The 18,384-nt window shown below is 39.5% G+C and carries 18 protein-coding genes; 3 read left to right on the forward strand and 15 right to left on the reverse strand.

Annotated features, from left to right (window positions below; translation table 11 throughout):
• Positions 1–44 precede the first annotated feature (44 nt).
• Together ACPZ3T_RS16030 and ACPZ3T_RS16035 are read left to right on the forward strand one after the other, a co-directional pair.
• Positions 45–770 carry a hypothetical protein gene (locus ACPZ3T_RS16030; RefSeq protein ID WP_490270474.1) on the forward strand — a complete coding sequence of 242 codons (726 nt, stop codon included), beginning with the start codon at positions 45–47 and terminating at the stop codon, positions 768–770.
• Positions 771–844: 74 nt separating this feature from the next.
• Positions 845–1,966, forward strand: a complete 1,122-nt coding sequence (locus ACPZ3T_RS16035) for a substrate-binding domain-containing protein (protein ID WP_490270475.1) — start codon at positions 845–847, stop codon at positions 1,964–1,966.
• Between the two features lie 38 nt (positions 1,967–2,004).
• Here the strand turns inward: ACPZ3T_RS16035 and hpsP are convergent, their stop codons facing one another.
• The 7 genes from hpsP to aat all read right to left on the reverse strand — a co-directional run bounded on the left by hpsP (position 2,005) and on the right by aat (position 10,769).
• Positions 2,005–3,201, reverse strand: a complete 1,197-nt coding sequence (gene hpsP / locus ACPZ3T_RS16040; protein ID WP_490270476.1) for a hormogonium polysaccharide biosynthesis glycosyltransferase HpsP — start codon at positions 3,199–3,201, stop codon at positions 2,005–2,007.
• A gap of 59 nt (positions 3,202–3,260) precedes the next feature.
• Positions 3,261–4,436: a hormogonium polysaccharide biosynthesis glycosyltransferase HpsO gene (hpsO, locus tag ACPZ3T_RS16045; protein WP_490270477.1), complete on the reverse strand. Its 1,176-nt coding sequence runs from the start codon at positions 4,434–4,436 to the stop codon at positions 3,261–3,263.
• A gap of 34 nt (positions 4,437–4,470) precedes the next feature.
• A complete protein-coding gene (hpsN, locus tag ACPZ3T_RS16050) occupies positions 4,471–5,490 on the reverse strand; it encodes a hormogonium polysaccharide biosynthesis glycosyltransferase HpsN (protein ID WP_490270478.1) in 1,020 nt (339 codons plus the stop codon).
• 64 nt (positions 5,491–5,554) lie between these two features.
• Positions 5,555–7,210: a hormogonium polysaccharide biosynthesis protein HpsL gene (gene hpsL, locus ACPZ3T_RS16055; RefSeq protein WP_490270479.1), complete on the reverse strand. Its 1,656-nt coding sequence runs from the start codon at positions 7,208–7,210 to the stop codon at positions 5,555–5,557.
• A gap of 59 nt (positions 7,211–7,269) precedes the next feature.
• Positions 7,270–8,013: a glycosyltransferase family A protein gene (locus tag ACPZ3T_RS16060; protein ID WP_490270480.1), complete on the reverse strand. Its 744-nt coding sequence runs from the start codon at positions 8,011–8,013 to the stop codon at positions 7,270–7,272.
• 351 nt (positions 8,014–8,364) lie between these two features.
• Positions 8,365–9,840: a phosphoglucosamine mutase gene (glmM, locus tag ACPZ3T_RS16065; RefSeq protein WP_490270481.1), complete on the reverse strand. Its 1,476-nt coding sequence runs from the start codon at positions 9,838–9,840 to the stop codon at positions 8,365–8,367.
• Positions 9,841–10,190: 350 nt separating this feature from the next.
• On the reverse strand, positions 10,191–10,769 hold the full coding sequence (gene aat, locus ACPZ3T_RS16070; RefSeq protein WP_490270482.1) for a leucyl/phenylalanyl-tRNA--protein transferase: 579 nt from the start codon (positions 10,767–10,769) through the stop codon (positions 10,191–10,193).
• Between the two features lie 169 nt (positions 10,770–10,938).
• Here aat and ACPZ3T_RS16075 point away from each other — a divergent pair, with 169 nt between their 5' ends.
• Positions 10,939–11,268, forward strand: coding sequence for a DUF8822 family protein (locus ACPZ3T_RS16075; protein WP_490277242.1), 330 nt, complete (start codon positions 10,939–10,941; stop codon positions 11,266–11,268).
• A 92-nt stretch (positions 11,269–11,360) separates the two neighbouring features.
• Here ACPZ3T_RS16075 and rpsN read toward each other — a convergent pair whose 3' ends face one another.
• The 8 genes from rpsN to serS form a co-directional block, all read right to left on the reverse strand.
• Positions 11,361–11,663: a 30S ribosomal protein S14 gene (gene rpsN / locus ACPZ3T_RS16080; RefSeq protein ID WP_490270483.1), complete on the reverse strand. Its 303-nt coding sequence runs from the start codon at positions 11,661–11,663 to the stop codon at positions 11,361–11,363.
• 63 nt (positions 11,664–11,726) lie between these two features.
• Entirely contained in the window at positions 11,727–11,957 is a 231-nt protein-coding gene (locus ACPZ3T_RS16085) for a hypothetical protein (RefSeq protein ID WP_490270484.1), read from the reverse strand.
• Positions 11,936–12,610, reverse strand: a complete 675-nt coding sequence (gene nth / locus ACPZ3T_RS16090) for an endonuclease III (protein ID WP_490270485.1) — start codon at positions 12,608–12,610, stop codon at positions 11,936–11,938. Before nth ends, ACPZ3T_RS16085 begins: the two co-directional genes overlap by 22 nt.
• Complete coding sequence (gene rseP / locus ACPZ3T_RS16095; protein WP_490270486.1) at positions 12,586–13,683, reverse strand: RIP metalloprotease RseP; 1,098 nt, start codon at positions 13,681–13,683, stop codon at positions 12,586–12,588. The genes nth and rseP overlap by 25 nt, the downstream gene beginning before the upstream one ends.
• Positions 13,684–14,307: 624 nt before the next feature.
• Positions 14,308–14,487, reverse strand: a complete 180-nt coding sequence (locus ACPZ3T_RS16100) for a PIN domain-containing protein (RefSeq protein ID WP_490270487.1) — start codon at positions 14,485–14,487, stop codon at positions 14,308–14,310.
• On the reverse strand, positions 14,480–14,719 hold the full coding sequence (locus tag ACPZ3T_RS16105) for a hypothetical protein (RefSeq protein ID WP_490270488.1): 240 nt from the start codon (positions 14,717–14,719) through the stop codon (positions 14,480–14,482). Before ACPZ3T_RS16105 ends, ACPZ3T_RS16100 begins: the two co-directional genes overlap by 8 nt.
• 111 nt (positions 14,720–14,830) lie before the next feature.
• Complete coding sequence (locus tag ACPZ3T_RS16110; RefSeq protein WP_490270489.1) at positions 14,831–16,570, reverse strand: DUF262 domain-containing protein; 1,740 nt, start codon at positions 16,568–16,570, stop codon at positions 14,831–14,833.
• Between the two features lie 426 nt (positions 16,571–16,996).
• Positions 16,997–18,277, reverse strand: coding sequence for a serine--tRNA ligase (gene serS, locus ACPZ3T_RS16115; protein ID WP_490270490.1), 1,281 nt, complete (start codon positions 18,275–18,277; stop codon positions 16,997–16,999).
• Positions 18,278–18,384: the final 107 nt, after the last annotated feature.

Below are 18,384 nucleotides of genomic sequence, written 5' to 3' on the forward strand. Positions count from 1 at the left end.
GCAGAGGTACGCTGAGGGAAGCGCAAAGGGGCGCGGAGTTTTTTATGATGAAGTTAGGTAATCCGTTGTATTATCCGGTGGCTGTTTTGGTTGGGGGTTTGACTCTGTTTGTTGGGGTGCGGTTGGGGAATTTGTCTAGTTTGGTGATGATACCTGTGGCGAGTGGTGTGGCGGTGGCTGGTGCTAGTTTTTTAAAGTCTCGTGAAGGTGAGGTATTAGAGTTAGATAATCGAGCTTTGGAACGGGAAATATTAGCGGTGAAATCTTCGGCTTTGGCTTTAGCAAATCAAGCTCAGGCTATGCGGTTGGAGGTGGAGAAATTATTGACTGATACTTTTCAGGTGGAACTTTTGACAACGGTTTTAATGAGTTGCGATCGCGCCGCCGAACTTCCAGGTAAAATTGATACGTTAGTATCTAAACTGCATCATACTAATTCTTTACTTTCGATTGAGGCTTTACAACAGCAACTTACAGAGGTAAAAAAGAAATTACCATCTAGTTCTGGTGTGGCTCAACGACATCTTAAGCAATTAGCAGACAGTCTCAAACGGAATATTCAATTAGCACAAGAAGGTGAAGATAGTCGCCTCGCCAGAATCATTAATATTGCTACTTTAATTCAAGACTTTTCTGGCGTATTACAAAAACTGCAAACAAGATTACGTACATCTGATTTAAGTGATGCTGAACAAATTAATGGTTTGCAATTAATTGCTGATGAATTAACTAGTCTGGCAGAAAATTTAGATTTAGTAGTAAGACAATAATTTTTAAACGCAGAGTTACGCGGAGTGGCGCAGAGTTTTAATTACAGTTTATTGGCTATGTTTGGTTGGTTTTTATGCAAAAACAAAAGTCGAAATTCAACCGCAAAAATCAGGTTTTTAGTTCAATTACTATTATTCTGGCAGCATTAGGTTTAACTTACGCGCCAATTCCTGGGTTACAGCAAACTGTGATAATTGTCAGTGGGACGGAATTACAAGAACCACTGCAAAAACTAGAAGCGAAATTTGAGCAGGAGAACCCCAATATCAAGTTAGAACTCAAGTTTCAGGGTTCTCAAGACATGGTGAATAATTATGTTGACCAGAAGAATGATTTTAAACCTGTGGTGTTAATTCCGGCTAATGGAGAAATTTTAACAGAATTGAGCGATCGCCTCAAAGCCACTAATAACACCAACCCATTTTATGATTCTCCCACACCCATCGCTAAAACTTTACTCGTAGCGATTGCCTGGCCGCAACGGGGTAAAGTTTTATTCCCAGACGGACGCTTCCAATGGCAAAAAATTGAACAAGCCATGCAAGCTAGTAATTGGGAAAAAATTGGTGGTGCTAATGACTGGGGTAGTTTTGATTTTGTCACCACCGACCCTACCCGTTCTAATAGTGGTCAAGTCACCCTCAACCTGTGGACACAAGCAAAATTAGGTGCAAATATCAACCAAAATAGTTTTAATAACCCATCTGTGCAATCGTTGTTTGGGTTAGTGAAAAAATCAGTTTATCAGCCACCCAGGTCTACAGATATTCTTCTGCAAGAGTTTATTAGCCGAGGTCGGAATGATGCAGATGTAGCTACAGTATATGAAAGTATAGCTCTATATCGTTGGCAACAGTCAACGGCAAATCAAGGTCAACCATACCAAATCTACTATTTAAATCCTACAAGTGAATCTATTGCTACAGCCGCAATTGTCCGCCGGGATGTTGATAACGCAACAGCAAATGCAGCTAGGAAGTTTTTAGATTTTCTGACACAACCCGCACAGCAAGAAATCTTAGTTCAGTATGGTTTCCGTCCGGTGAATAACACAGTTGATTTAAAAACTGTCCCGAATAGTCCCTGGAATCAAAATATTCCTGGTGCAGAAGTTAAACCGAGTGTCCAAACCATACCACCACCAAACACCCAGACTATTAGGGAAATTCAGCGTCTTTGGGAAAGAGCAAATTAAAGATAGTCAGTAGTCAAAAGTATTTTCCCCTACACTCCCTACACCCCTACACCCCTACACCCCTTAATTCCTTGATAAGCTTGAATCATTTGGCGCGCGATCGCATCCCAGCTAAAATTTTCTAAGGCATAATTTCTCGCATTTAAACCCCGACGCTGACATTCTTGGGGATTTTGCAAAGCTTCTTGCAGTAAGCCTACCAAAGATTCTACATCTGTTGTCCCCACCCAACCAGACTCGCTATCTCGCACCTGTTCCCAAATATGTACTTGGTCGGAAATTACTACAGGTTTTCCTGCTACCATTGCCTCAGCCACAGCAATACCAAAGTTTTCATAGTAGGAAGGTAAGACAAATAAATCAGCCGCTTGAAGTAAGCTAGTTTTTAATTCACCAGTGACAAAACCTGTAATAGTGGTATGTGATTTTAAGGATGAATTAGCTATTTGTTCTTTAATTTTTTGTTCATAATCAGGGTCTTGAGGACTTGCACCAGACAAAATAAAATGAAATTTATAACCCGATTCTAGCAGCCTTTCTAATGCTGGAATCAACAGATTTAACCCTTTTTTCGGGTCAAGTCGTGACATAAATAATATCCAAGGAACATCCTCTGGTATTCCCAGACTATTACTAACAGAATTTTTACTATTTTGGGGTAAACATTGAGGTGGAATCACACCCAAAGGAATTACTAAATCCCGTGTAGAAACTCCAAATCTCGCCGAGATTTTCGCTTCCTGTTCACTAGTAAAATGAATCGCCGCCGCTTTAGCTAAATTCCGCCTTTCAATAAGTTCTACATACAGTTTTTTTAATTGTTTTTTCTTCTGCAAATCAGCCGGGTCTAGTGTTCCCAAAGGACGTAAAATATAAGGTAGTTTTTGTTGACGACATACCATAGCCGCCGCACTACTAACAGGTGAAAATAAAGCATGAATATGTGCTATATCAAACTCGCTACCATGAATTTTTAACCACTTGAGTAAATCTAGAGAAAATTTATAACGCCGAAATGGCGCACAGCGAAAATAAATAATATTATAACCATCTTGTTGGATGGGTACATTTAAAGGTACATCCAGGGGTTCTTGTCCAGTATCACCATTACTATCAGTAGTTAATACTGTAACTTCTACCCCTTCTTTAGCCAAAGCCGGTGCTAGTCCTAATACCATTTGACTAGGGCCACCATAAACTAAAGAAATAGATGGAACAATTTGTAAAACTTTCATTTTTAGACAAGGGAGAAGAAATGAGTAATGAGTAATGAGTATTGAGTATTGAGTATTGATTAATAACTATTGACTAATTCCTGATAAAATTCAAACTGTTGCTTGGCTAAAGCCTTATTGGTATACTGAATCATGGCTTTCTGATAACCAATTTCACCTAATTTGTCAGCCAAATCCGGCTTTTGTATTAATTGTAATAAACAATCAGCTAAAGCTTGAGTGTTACCTTCAGGGAATATCAAACCAGCATCACCAATAACATAAGGTATTTCCCCAGAATCAGAACCAACCACAGGTACTTTACAAGCCATTGCTTCAATAAGTACATGACCAAACTGTTCTTTCCAACCGACAGAGGTGAGATTTTTTAATTCATATGTAGTCTCTGAAGGTAGTACCAAAGTATTCATCAAGTTAATATAATTAGCAACCTCATCATGAGGTACACTCTCGACAAAAATCACACTATCTTGAAGATTATTTTCTGCTACTAATTTCACTAATTCTTCCTTTAAAACACCGCGTCCCAGTAGTAGCAACTTCCAAGGCTGATCTTTTAAAACTAATAGTGATTTTAAAAGCGTTATTATTCCTTTTTCGGGAACAAAACGCCCTACAAACCCTACAACGAAATCATCAGATGTAATTCCCAACTTTGCCGCTAATTCTGGTTGTGCTTGAGGTTTAAACAGGGTTTCATCAACACCCAATTGCGGCATAACTTTAATTTTACCTTGATAACCTCGTTGTTTTAAAATTTCCGCCCCATCTTGATTACCAGAGATAATCCCATGACTATGATTGAGGTTATATTTTTCTAGTAAAGCAACTGGTAATTTTAATTCGTAAGGTAAATTCCACCAAGTAAAAAAGATATTTTTCGCCTTCAGTCCTAATAACTGATTTAACACAATCATCTGAGTATAAGCTAAACCCCTAGAACCTTGTTCTACTTGGATAATTTGGGGACGAAATTTTCGTAAAAGAGATATTAACTCAGCCCCAAAAGTGAGTAACCCTTGATGATTTTGACTAAAATTAGCAACCGGAACTACTTTAAATGCACCTTCATCTCTGTATTGAGTTTCAACAATTTTATTTTGTACACCACCAGGTTTCCAGACTTTAGGAACTACAACTGTTACTTCTATCCCTGGTTCTAACTGAGATAACGCACGCAATTTTTCACAGTTGAGGTCTACAATATACGTATGACTTGCAACTAAAATTTTCATAAATATTTACTACTATTTAGCTGTCAATACTTTATTATTTTTTACTAATGACTAATGACTCTGAACTCTTAGTCATTGATTCTTGATCAAAACGACTGTAAACTTGCCCATCATCCCAAAGAGATTGAATCATCGTCCCCCAAGCATTGAAAAAACCCAAGGTATAAAATAAACCACGAGTGACGATTTTTATCGGTGAACCACTTTTATGACAGGGGGGACGGCCGAGGACGTGACAGTCAAATAACCTGGCGTATAGGCGTAAAGCTTGGCTAGCGGTGAGGTTTTTCATCGCCATGAGAAAATGATTGTGATAGAAAGTGAATTGATATTTTAGCGATCGCATACTAATATCATGACACCCTCCTGTTTCTTCTCCTAAATGGACTAAACAAGCCTCCGGGTCATACCAAATTTTATACCCAGTCTGGCGAAACCTCAAACAAAAATCTGATTCTTCCCGCACAGCACTACCGCGAAATCTCTCATCAAACCTCAGTCCATACTTAGTGAAAATTTCCCGGCGGAAAGACATATTACAACCCCTCGCGCTTAACACTTGTTGGGGCTTAATGGTGTGTACTAAGTCAATATGATACCAAGCTATCCCAGGGTTCATTGCTTCTGGGGGTAAATATTCAATCTCAAACTCTCCCTTAGACTCACCTAATTTCATTCTGTCAAATACCCGTCCGGCTACCGCCCCTATTTCTGGGTTTTGCAGATAATTTTTAACATGATTTGAGATATAGTCAGGCGTTAATTTCACATCATCATCAATAAAAATAATGATTTCCCCAGCCGCCCTTCTGATACCATAATTGCGCGCCCCCGGTAAACTCGCCCAATTTAACCGAAACCATTTAATTTTTTCGGCTGCCGCTAGTTCTTCCAGATAAGTTTGTACTTCTGGTTCATGTGTTGGCGATTGGTCTACTACTAAAACCTCAAAATTCGGGTAATTTTGATTTAAAACATCTACAATGCTATCTCGTAATGGTTCTTCTCTACAGTAAGTTGGGATAATTAAGCTAACTAAGGGTTGATTATTCATAGTTTTTGATAATAAGTGAACTTATCACAATTCAGTTCTTTTTCTGCATATATTGACATCAATGTCAAACTAATTTTGCTTTTTGTTCCAGTTCTTCATTTTTCTTTTCTTGTTTATCCAATATTGGTAATTTAAACAGAACTCCTGCAAAGAACCAATAATATACTGCTACTGGATCAACATCTAAAGGATAATAGTAGGTGTTGTAACTGATAAACAATATAAACACCCATATAGCAGCAGCGTAAGTACGGAAACTACGGTTTTTTAAGGAACGATAGGTTTTAAAGGCACTAAAGGTCAGCGTAGTAACCAAAGCAATAAAACCCAATAATCCCACAATCCCAACTTCATACAGCACTTTAGGGTAGTAGGTTTCCACCAACTTAGTAGAACCCAAACTACGAGCCGAGTTAGTTGCTCGCCCCAAACCACTGCCTATTGGCGTTTCTACAGTTTTCCAGTTCTCTTCAAATTGCTCGACAATAAATTCTTGCGGTGGCGAAGCATCCCAACGACCGAACAAACTATCCACCCGTTCTTGGACAATTGCAGGGTTACTTACCATTGCAATTCCCAAAATAGCAGCCAAGCCTATACCAATAGGAATAAAGCGTTTCAGGTTGGCAATTTGACCTGTAAGTATTAGTAGTAAGACAAAACAAGCGGGTACTAAGGCCAGAGCAATTCTCTGCCCCGAAACAACTGCATTAATAAATACAGTGGCCATAGAACCTAAACTGATGGCACGCCAAATAAAAGAAGGGTCAGAAAACGCTGCCGCAAAGACTAAAAATGTACTAGAAATTAAGAACCACGCCCATTGCCAAGGTGCAACAAATGTTCCTGGTAGGCGAATCATTCCCTGACTAGGACTATAAACCAGAGAGCCACCAAAATAACAACGTGCATCCAGGGTGGCTTTAAATAAGTCAGCCCCCGAAGCATTTCTTGTACCTTCACAGACTCCTGTGTACAATAGTACGTATTGAATAATACCCAATACGCAACATATGAGGATCACACTTACCTGGAGGCGGGATAAAAAGAGAAAATCCTGTTTGTTGCGAATTAAGTAGTAAGTGCAACCAATTAAAGGGATATAGCCTAAAAATACTTTTAGTCCTAAAATCCCCATACCTATAGGTATTTCACTAGTAGCTGCTTGGAATGCTCCGGTACTGGGTGGGTTGAGTTGCTGTCCACCGTTGATAAACAACAAGGTCAGCATACACAAGCCAAATAAAATAAATAATGGCGTTCTAATACTAGCGGGAATAATGAGAGGTTGTTTCTGTTTTCGGCAAGTTTGCCAAATGGCGATTAAAGCCGGAAAATAAAACGAGTCCTTGGCGAGTTGCAAGATAGGACTGTTACCAATGTAGTAAGTGATTGTACCCCCAAAAGGTACATACACCAAAAAGGCAAACAAAGCCAACCTCGGATATTTATAAGATATCGACATCACAATAATTCCCAAAACCGTGGGAACTGCTGCCTTAATTCCTATAGTTAAAAATACTAAGATGCCAACAAAGATACTGACAAAAGAAACCGTAGTCAGTAAACTAATCAGTTCTTTACGTGTTTGGGTAGCTTTCCGCTTTTGAGCTAACCTCTCCTTTAAACTCAGGGTTGGCGTTTCTTTGGTTGCTTGCTGTTTGGTTTTTTTAGAACGTAAGGATTTAGAACGAGAGGATTTAGATTGTAATTTTGGCATAGGGGCGTTCTAGCCTAGTAGCCTGATAAAAAGTATATGGTTAACCTAATCAATTCGGATTACTGTAGTTTATATAATCCAAATTCATCTCTAATTGATGGTGTAATTTTTTTACGATTGAAAATACTAAAAGTTAGCTTTGTTGGGTCATAGTAATGGTTTTCTCCTGTTTCTAATATGTAAATTGCACCTGGAAATGGTAATGGACTAAGAGGTTGGGATTTCTCTGTTAAAGTATCTTTAACTTTAGCGTGATCTATATAATACTTATAATAACCATATCCACGGTTATATTCTGGTGGTTCTGGTAAAAAATTTAAGTCGTAGCGTAAAATATTACAACTACCACACATTCTATAAAAGTTATTTCTTTTAATATATATATAGTCACTGCCTTCTTGATATTTATAACCTTGATTGATAAACCATCCATTGCTTTGAGGATTGGTTTTGACAAATTCTGCTATCTTGTTACTGATACAATCATCTGCATCCAATGCCATAGTATGTGTAGGCGCAAATTGTTGGGCATACACTAAACCTTTGAGAATTTTTCGCCCTTTATCTGTGCGTCCTCGATTCACAGAAAGTGGCTCTTTATGGTCTGCCAAATCAACGGTTAGGTATGTTATGTTAGGGTGATGAAAGTCTATTTCTGGTTGCTCATTACAAACTACAATTACCCGAAAATCTGGTGAAGTTTGATTACAAACTGATTTAATACACCTAGCAAATAAATTGCAAACACGCTCCCAGGATTTAGAAAATTCGCGCCCTTTGAGGGGGATAACAAAAACAAGCATATTATTACCTTATATAAATACCGCAATAGTTAACGCGTAAATAATAACATAGTAACAATTAATAGCTCGTAGCTGAGATATATAGTTAACGCTGTGTGCAACTTTCTCTTAAACCTAACCCCCAACCCATTCCCTACAAGGGAAGGGGAGCAACAATCAAAGTAGAGACGTTGTATGCAACGTCTCTACAGTTGCAGGGGAGAGGTTTGCAGAGGTGTTTTAATCATAAGTTGCACATCGTGTTAGTTAAGTACTGCAAGTAAGCTGACGCTATAGTTGAAGCTTTTGTACTCACAGGGAAATGCCGCAGATGAGACTTTTGCCCCATCTTTGGTCTTACTTCCCCTCTATTTAGTTAGCTAGGTTTTGTTGTACTTGTGTTACTAGTTCATCTGTCCAGTAGTTAGCTAGTTCATTGCTAGCGGCTTCTACCATGACTCTAATTACTGGTTCTGTACCAGAAGCCCGGACTAAGATTCTACCAGCATTACCCATTGCAGTTTCGGCTGAGGCGATCGCTTTTTGCAAAGGTTCACAATTTTGCCAACCCAAACGGCGATCGCGGTCTGTTACACGCACATTCCGCAACAATTGAGGATAGGTAGCAAAGCTTTGATCTACCAATTCCGCCAAAGATACACCAGCTTGTTTAACTAAACTTGCTATATGTAAAGCTGTTAACAAACCATCCCCAGTCATGCCATAGTGCCGGCATAAAATATGACCAGATTGTTCACCGCCTAACATCCCGCCAGTCTTGAGCATTTCGGCTTGGACGTACTGATCACCTACAGATGTGCGGATTAATTGACCACCTTGTTTTTGCCAAGCCCTTTCAAAGCCTAGGTTAGCCATCACTGTTGATACAATCAAGTTATTTGGCAGTTGTTGCTGTTGTTTGAGGTGTTCTCCCCACAAATAGAGAATGTAATCACCGTTGACTGGTCTGCCAGTATTATCCACAGCTAAGACGCGATCGGCATCGCCATCAAAAGCAAATCCTAAGTCAGCTTTGTGTTCTTGTACAGTCGCTTGCAAAATTTCTAGATGGGTAGAACCACAATTAACATTAATGCGATCGCCATCTGCTTGATTATGCAAACAAATGACCTCTGCTCCCATTTCCTCAAAGACACCAGGTGCTAACCCTACAGCCGCACCCCAAGCTAAATCAAGAACAATCTTCATCCCCTGAAGATCACCAGAATTTTTTAAAGGTGTTTGTAAAGCTGCACCATAATCTTTAATTAATTCTGGACGTGAGTAATGCCGTCCACACGCCATTCCCGCATCTGTAACTAAGCTATGACCCCGCAGTCCCTCCTCAATTTTTTTCTGCAAAGCTAGTGATAACTTAGTACCATCTGCACCAAAAATCTTAATGCCATTATCTTCTGGTGGATTATGACTAGCAGAAATCATCACCCCACCAATAGCTGCACTTGTACTAGTCAGATAGGCAACGCAAGGTGTAGGACATAACCCTAAATACCAAACTTCTATCCCTGCGGCTGTGAGTCCTGCACTCAATGCCATTGCTAACATATCACTAGAATTGCGAGAATCTTGTCCTACAATCACCACTCCTTTTTGACCAACATGATGGCCTAGAACTACACCCGTCCAAAAACCAACTTGCAAAGCCAAAGGCGCACTCAGCAATTCTCCTACCTTCCCCCGAATCCCATCTGTACCAAACAGAGGATTAGCTGGCAAAGATAGCAAATTGAATCCCTGATGCTGCTCAAATCCCTGATCTACCTTCTTCGCTTCAGTAGCAGAAATTTCTCGAATATTGTTTTGATTTCGAGTTATTGATGAAACCATATGCTTAAACACCCCACACACTCACACAGGAGATTATCACTTTCAAGGTTATTCAACAATTTATAACCAACATTCTTTGCTTTGTTTTTATAATAGTTATTTTTTTTCTGAGAAGAAAATTATTTATGAAACTTTTTCAGTAAAATTACTGAAAAATATATAAAATTGCTGTGAAAATTTACATTTGTTAAACCTGCTTAACCAAGATGCTCCTAAGTTTAACGCCTGATTGTGGTATTTACCAGGGCAAACTTAATAACTTCACAAAATTTGTTGCATTATGGTCAATGGGGCATGGGGCATGGGGAATGGGGAATGGGGAAAAATATATTCTGCTGTCTCTGGTGTTTTTAATCCTTCAAGGAGCAAGGACTAAAAATAGCTGCTTGCAAGAGAGTTTGATAATCTTCATCATTGATGCGATAAGCACCAAATCGTTCCAAGTGGGGGTTCATCATTTGAGCATCAAACAGGGTAAATTGTCTTTGGCGTAATCTTTCGACTAACTTGACCATTGCCACTTTAGAACCTTCGGGAATGCGGTAAAACATGGATTCGCCAATGAAAGCACCACCAATAACAATGCCTAAAATCCCGCCGGCGAGTTTGTCACCTTGCCAAGTTTCAAAACTATGGGCAAAACCAGCTTGATGCAATAATAGGTAAATTTCTTCTAATTCTTGAGAAATCCAGGTAGTTTCTCGATGAGCGCAACCTGCAACTACAGCCTGAAAATCACGGTTAATTGCCACAGTAAACCGTTCTTGATTTAAGACACGCTGCAAAGACTTAGGGTAGCGGAATCTGTCATCTAAAGGAATCAAAGTGCGATCGCGGCTTTTGTACCATCCCAATCCGTTATCGTCATCAGCCATGAGAAAATAGCCTTGGGCATAGCCTTGTATAATATCGGCAAGATCATATTGCATAGATAAAACTAAAAATAAGCATGAAAACACAAGGCAGGCAGTAGGGTAAACATGGGAATATTTTTACTCCCATGACGGCAGTTCCTAAAACGGAGGCAACCCCTCCCATGCCCAATGCCCAATGCCCCATGCCCAATACCCCATGCCCTATAATCTGCCTTTAATAACGATGACACAACCAATACCACCAGTTACTCTACCACCCTCAGATAATCCCCACCTAGAAGGGGAATGGTTAAAAGAGCGTTTACTGCGGTGGCTGGATGCAGAATTTATCCCAGAAGCCGTAAATCAAAATATTGCTCAACGAGCCGCACAGATTTTTGTGCGTCAACGCATGGAAGGGGAAAATGACCTAGGCTCTTTAGTGATTGCTATAGTCACCGAGATGCAGGCGTTTGATTTTTCCAAAAGCTTTTATGGAGAGTTTGCGATCGCTAACGCCGTCAGCGATCTACTCTTAGAAAGTCTAGGTATCGACCGTTGTTGCGGACAATAAAACCAAGTTAAAAGTCCAAAGTCAAAAGTCCATTGCTTGACTATTGACTAATGACTCTTGTCTCAACTGTATCAACGCGACTCATCGCGTCTTTACCAGCTAGACTTAACTACCCCAGGTAACAAACCTTCGTGCGCCCATTCCCGCAGTACGTTCCGAGATAGTCCAAAATCACGGTACACACCTCTAGGACGACCAGTGACCCAGCAACGGTTACGGCGACGACTAGGCGCACTGTTCCGGGGTAGTTGTTGAATTTTGCGGTGAATTTCCAGCTTATCTAAAGGAGATTCAGTCGTTCTGAACTCTTCTAACAGAGCTTCCCGTTTAGCAGCGTATTTTTCCACCAACTTAGCGCGTTTTTTCTCGCGCTCAATCATACTCTTCTTGGCCATAAATTATCTTACAAACGCAAAGACAGCATTTTCCATTCTACATTTACTCAAGCGCGATCGTCTCTATTTCTCTGTAATTACTTTGGGAATTGGGAATTGGGAATTGGGAATTGGGAATTGGGCATTGCAGTAAACATTCCTCCCTTGTCTCCCTTGTCTCCCTTGTCCCCCTTGTCCCCCTTGTCTCCCTTGTCTCCCTTGTCCCCCTGCTCCCTGCTCCCCTGCCCCCTGCTCCCCTGCCCCCTGCTCCCCTGCCCCCTGCCCCCTGCCCCCTACTTCCCCGCCTCCGGGCATAAATCAGCGAGTTCACAAGCTTCACAGGCGGGGGAACGTGCCTTACACACAGCGCGACCGTGATAAATCAGCCGAATTGACCAATTTTCCCAATCTGGCTGCGGTAATAACTGCATCAAGTCTTTTTCAATGTGGATGGGATCTGTATACTTCGTTAAACCCAAGCGTTGACTGAGGCGTTTAACGTGGGTATCTACAGTCACCCCGGCATTAATGCCATAAGCATGAGCTAAAACCACATTGGCTGTCTTCCTTGCTACCCCCGGCAACTTTAATAGTTGTTCCATTGTGTTGGGAACTACAGAATCAAACTCGCTAACAATCATCCGACAAGCGGCTTGAATGTTTTTCGCCTTATTGCGATAAAACCCCGTGGAACGTACTAAGTTTTCTAACTCCGTCAAGTCAGCATTCGCTAAACTCTCAGCATCAGGAAAGCGGCTAAATAAGTCTGGTGTAACTTTATTCACCCGCTCATCTGTACACTGGGCGGAAAGTATTGTAGCTACGAGTAGCTGTACAGGAGTTGTATAAGTTAAGGAGCAAGTAGCATCTGGATACAACCGCTTCAGGCGAGTCAGTATTTCTACAGCACGTTGCTTTTTCGACAGGGATTTACGATTTGTACTCACTGGAATAACTTTTGTACCCATTCCAATTGGGTAGTTAATTGGGTAGTTTCTTTCACAATCAGAAAAATTCCCAATCCTAACAGTAGCATTAAACCTGTTTGCATCACCCCTTCTTGAATGCGATTCGGTAAGGGTTTACCCCGCAAACCTTCAATAAGTAAAAATGCTAATTGTCCACCGTCTAAAGCCGGCAGGGGCAAAATATTGATAATTGCCAAATTAATGCTAATTAAAGCCCCAAAGAAAAACAAACTACCTGTATCATTTTGGGCAATGTTAGCTCCAATTTCCACAATTTTGATTGGCCCTGCCACTTGTCCGGCTGTTTCACCAAAGTTGGTAATTAATTGTCCAAAGCCTTTAAATGTCATGGTGATAATGCGCTGAAATTCACCAGCCCCGACACTTAAAGCCTGAATAGGATTACTGATGGGACGACGTTCAACTTTGCCATTAGGTGCAAGTCCCACCCCGATACTACCACCACTAGATTTAGCTTCAGGGATGACATTCACAGAGAGTTTTTCGTCACCACGGGCAATTTCTAGTTCAATTGACTGATTGGGACTGCTTTTAATAATCTGTCTTAAACTCTCGATAGCTTGGAGTGAGTTGCCAAATTGTTGTTCATTAGCAGCAAGAATCACATCTCCTGCTTTTAGTCCCGCTTTGGTAGCTACATCACTAACTTCAGGTGCTAATTGTTGAATTAACACCCCTGGTTGACTAGCTTGACCAATACCAATAAAGCTAACTTGGCCTACCAGTAACATATAGGCAAAAATTAAATTGGCGATGACACCAGCACTAATTACAATCGCCCGATCTAAAATTGGCCGGTTACGCAGCAAATTTGGGTCATTGGGGGGAATATCGCTATCAGGGTCATCATCAGGAAATCCCACAAAGCCACCCAAGGGAAAAGCGCGGATAGCATATTCGGTTTCTGGGCCTTGATACTTCCACAGCACAGGGCCAAACCCCAAAGAAAAGCGGTTGACATGGATACCTTGAGAACGGGCTGCAATAAAATGCCCAAACTCGTGTACCAAAATTAATACAGCCAAGACTGCGATCGCTGCTAAAACTGACATAGAGCAAATTAGTCAAAATATTTGGATATATATTTTTATTGTAGTATTTGGTGAACGGACGCACAGACTCAACTCAGCCAACAAGATGCAGTAATACTTACAACTATTCTTTGGCTACACACTAACGCACCACTCGAATTTCAACTCCAAGATTCAGGTTACTCCACAAACGATCAGTAGTGATCACAGGCTGGTTAAGAATAATACCTAACGCCAGACAAGCACGGTCTCCAAATGAAAGTCCGATAGATTTAGTCGCTGGACGCATCATACCAGCCGTCAGAGCTTGTTCTTCATTAAAAATAACCACCTCAAGATTTAGATGCAATAGAATTTGCCTAATCTCTTCTTCAGGTATTAAGTCTAGTTATTAGTTGTCTAGTCAAATATATTCAAGTTTTAACAAATTCATCTAATACTCAATGAACTTGCTATAATTAAGTTTATGAGCCTAGCAATACAAGCGACCTCTCCTGTTGGATGTTCAAAGCCTCTGTGACTAGATAACCTCATATTTTAAAGTAGTCTAGAACATTGAAAATCAATAACTAGATAGAGTGGCTCGTAGTTAGTCCAGTAAGGCTTCGCCTTGAGCATCAGCCGAACGGTGCAAACCTTACAAAGCTAGAAATATTCGACTATATTTTTAGTAACTATTCCTGCATCTGCTAGCTTTGCTATAACTTCCGATAGGTTGACACTACTAATTGCTGCATTGTCAATCAACTGCAAAATTTCTTCGCTACCAGTTTCTTGATTAAGCAACGCTAAAACAGCAGAAGCATCTACAACAACTTTACTCACTCAAGCTCTCCAATCTTCGCTCCTCCATCAACTCTTGAGAAAGAGTTCTACTAGCAGGAATATATTTTCTCAAAATAGCTTGAGCTTCTTGAACAGAAGTTTGAATACTACTAATGGGTTGATCTTCTAGTACGAGGACAGCATTATATTCACCCACAGGTAAGTCTATAGGAGAATTAACTAGCAATTTGCCATCCTGGGTAATAGTGACGATTATTTCTAAAGTCTTCATTATCTATCAATCTCCTTAAAGACACTCTTGACACACCTTTAGCTTTCATCAATAACCTTTTGTGCAGAGGTATTGTAGTAAATTTTCATTCTTCGCTCACCCTTCAAGATTTTATTCATTTGAATTCCACATTGAATTGTATAAATATTGTGCCAAATCACTTGTTCTAGCTTGAATTTCTTCTTTTCCCCATGTTTCGGGGTAACTGGTTGTAAATTCTTGTGTTAATATAAATTTTGATTTTTTGTATATATCTATTTTGTCAACCAAGTTTTTACTATCAGCTTCTTCATTCAGTTTTGCCGCAAGTGGCAATAAATTACCGATCATACCTATATAATCTTCTTTACCTGATGACTGAGGTAGTATGTGTTCCAAGGTAATACTATCAGTAGTGAACTCATTAGTCGTTTGTTTTATAAATTCAATATGACTAAAAATATGTTGGATAAGTTTTTTATCTGTGGTATAGCTTTTGAGGTATTTCAATTTAGAAAAATCATCTTTAAATGTATCTATGTCCGGTAGTCGCGTCAACAATTGTTGTTTCAACTCCTCTATAACTTTCCTAGCTGAGTTTTTATCTTTTGCATCAAACAGTTGTCTAGTAGCTTTAGAATAACTTTGTTCAATTCCTGAAGGTCTCATAGAACATATTGCGTTGAAACAAAAGTGAAATTTTTCAATAAAAAACAGTATATTTTTTACATCAGACAGTTTTAAATATCTCTTATCTCTTACTTTAAATAAATTTAATAAAAAAGGCTTTTGTTGACTAACATTAAAAGTCTTCAATGCCAACAGTGATCTATATAATTCTTTTTCTTCCTGTTGTGGAAAGTCTTCTACAACAGGAGAAGATATTTTGACATACAGTTCAGCATCACTCATCAACTCATCTAAAAAGTTCTCAGGGTCTATTCCACCACTATTCCATTGTTTCTTGAAATGTTGGTAAACATTGTCTGCACTTGTATAGTTATATCGAGCTATCCACCAATGCCTTATAAATGTTTCTAGTGTACCTACACCATATCTTGAATGTATTGTGTTTCGTATTTTTTTCCATTTAGTTTTTGCATAATCATCAGGATGCTTAGTAGGAAAACTTTTAAATATCTTATTTTTGATTAAGTCAACAAAACTTAAATCCATTCCTCGTGCATTCAAAGTCTCAAAGATTGTGTAAGCTTGATCTTCTTCACCAACAGTTATAAAGATTACTTTTAGATACTTTACAACCTGATCTCTAATTGCTTTTAGAAGGCTTTCATATAAATCATTTTCTAATGTAACTAATGTAGTCTGCCCAAATTTGTTTTTGAGTGATTCTCTGGAAGTATAGGTATATAATTCGTTATATGAATTTAGCAATGTTTTTTCTTCGTCAGAAGATGCAGATTCTGACTTTTTATCAATATGCTGAATTGTTGTTTGAAAAAAAGGTTTTGGTGTTTCATTTTCTAATTTAAAGTAGTAATTTCCTTCATCATCTTTTCCAGCAATATAGTTCTCGTATATAGATTCAGCCAAGTTTCTTTTTTCAAGCTCTATGAATCTTTCACAAAGGGCAGAAAGTAGTATGGTTATCGTTGTAAGACGTTGTTGTCCATCAACAATTTGCATTGATAGAGACTTGTCATCTCCAACAAGAACAAGTGAACCAATAAAATACTCTTCATGCTTAAATTCTTTCTCATTAGTGAGAGTAATATTTGACATAATATCGTCCCATAACTCAGAAACCTTCTCTTTTGTCCATGAGTATTCTCTTTGAAATCTAGGAACAACATACTTCTTTTTTACAGAAAAAAGATCAGAAATTGTTCTAGTATAAGCGTGTAGTTCCATATTTTTTTAAATAAAACTCCATAAGATGTTTTAATATTATTAGCGAGGCACTTGTATAATTTTTTTATATTAAAAAATCTTGTACTGAATTGGTACACCTAAGATAGTGTAATAGCTGTTTGACAAAATCGAGATAAATTCTTATTTTGTGCTGTTCTCCTCATCCAATATTTTAGCCTTGCCACGCCACTACTGGCGTGGCAAGGCTAAAGTAGTGAATTAAATGTAGGTTGGGTTGACGTTAGGAAACCCAACATTGATTGTGGCGTTGGGTTTCGCAAAGCCTCAACCCAACCTACGCCTAATCCATCATTTTAGGCTTGTCATTCCAGTAGGGTGCGTTAATGAAATTAAACGCACCTTTTTATACTGTCGAGTTTTTAAGATGCTTAAAATACGAGCTAAATAAGGGGCATTTTCAAATTATTACAAAACCTCCTTCCCTAAAAATGGGCGCAACACTTCCGGTATTAAAACAGTGCCATCCTGTTGCTGATAATTCTCCAAAATTGCCGCCATTGTGCGCCCTACAGCCAAACCAGAACCGTTGAGGGTATGGACAAACTGAGTTCCCTTCTTCCCGGCTTCCTTAAACCGAATATCAGCCCGTCGCGCTTGGAAATCCACAAAATTGGAACAACTGGAAATCTCCCGATACTTCCCAGAAGAAGGTAGCCAAACCTCTAAATCATAGGTTTTAGTGGAAGAGAAACCCAAATCCCCACTACATAAATTAATCACGCGGTAAGGTAACTTGAGAGCCTGTAAAATCGCTTCCGCATTTCCTACTAATTTTTCCAATTCATCAAAAGAAGTGCTGGGATGCACAAATTTCACCAACTCCACTTTATTGAATTGATGCAAGCGAATTAACCCCCGCATATCGCGCCCATAGCTACCCGCCTCTCTACGAAAACAAGGAGTATAAGCACAATGGTAGATAGGCAAACTTTCCGCCGCCAGAATCTCTCCCCGATACAGGTTTGTTACAGGAACTTCTGCTGTGGGAATTAACCACAAATCATCATCAGCACATTTAAAGCTTTCTTCTGCAAACTTGGGTAACTGACCTGTCGCTGTCAAAGAATCAGAATTGACTAAAAGTGGCGGACTAACTTCTACATAACCTGCTTGGGTTTGCATCGCCAACATGAAGTTAATCAAAGCCCTTTCTAAAGCTGCACCAGCCCCGATTAAGTTGACAAAACGACTTTGGGCAACTTTCACCGCTCGCTCTACATTCAAAATACCCAACTTTTCGCCAATTTCCCAATGTGGCAGAATATTTGGGTTTTGAGGTATGTACTCATCACCCCAACGGCGGACTTCTACGTTATCGTCTTCAGTTTTACCCAAGGGTGTAGAATCACTGGGGATGTTGGGAATAGCGAGGATAAGTTGCTCAATTTCCGCCTTGAGTTCTTTTTCTCTGGGTTCTAGTTCACTCAATTGAGCTTTAATGGCGTTACCCTCATCCCGCAAGCCTTGAATTTCTGGGTCTTGGGGACTAACACCAGATTTAATCTTCTGCCCAACGAGTTTACCAATTTCATTACTACGCGCTTGCAATTGGCTACGAGTAACTTCTATGTCTCGCTGCTGCCGATCTAATTGTAATATCGTTTCTATGTCGTATTTACCACTACGACTGTTCAAGCGTTCTTGAATTAATTGCGGATTTTCCCGTATTTGCTTAATATCCAGCACAGATTTTTCTCAGTCTTTTGCCTACTTCCTGCCAACACATCAGCATATACTGATTTTCGCTTGCTATGACAGGAAAAGCAAATACAAAAATTATATTAAAGGTGGGA

It is taken from the genome of Aliinostoc maniaoense (assembly GCF_058172895.1).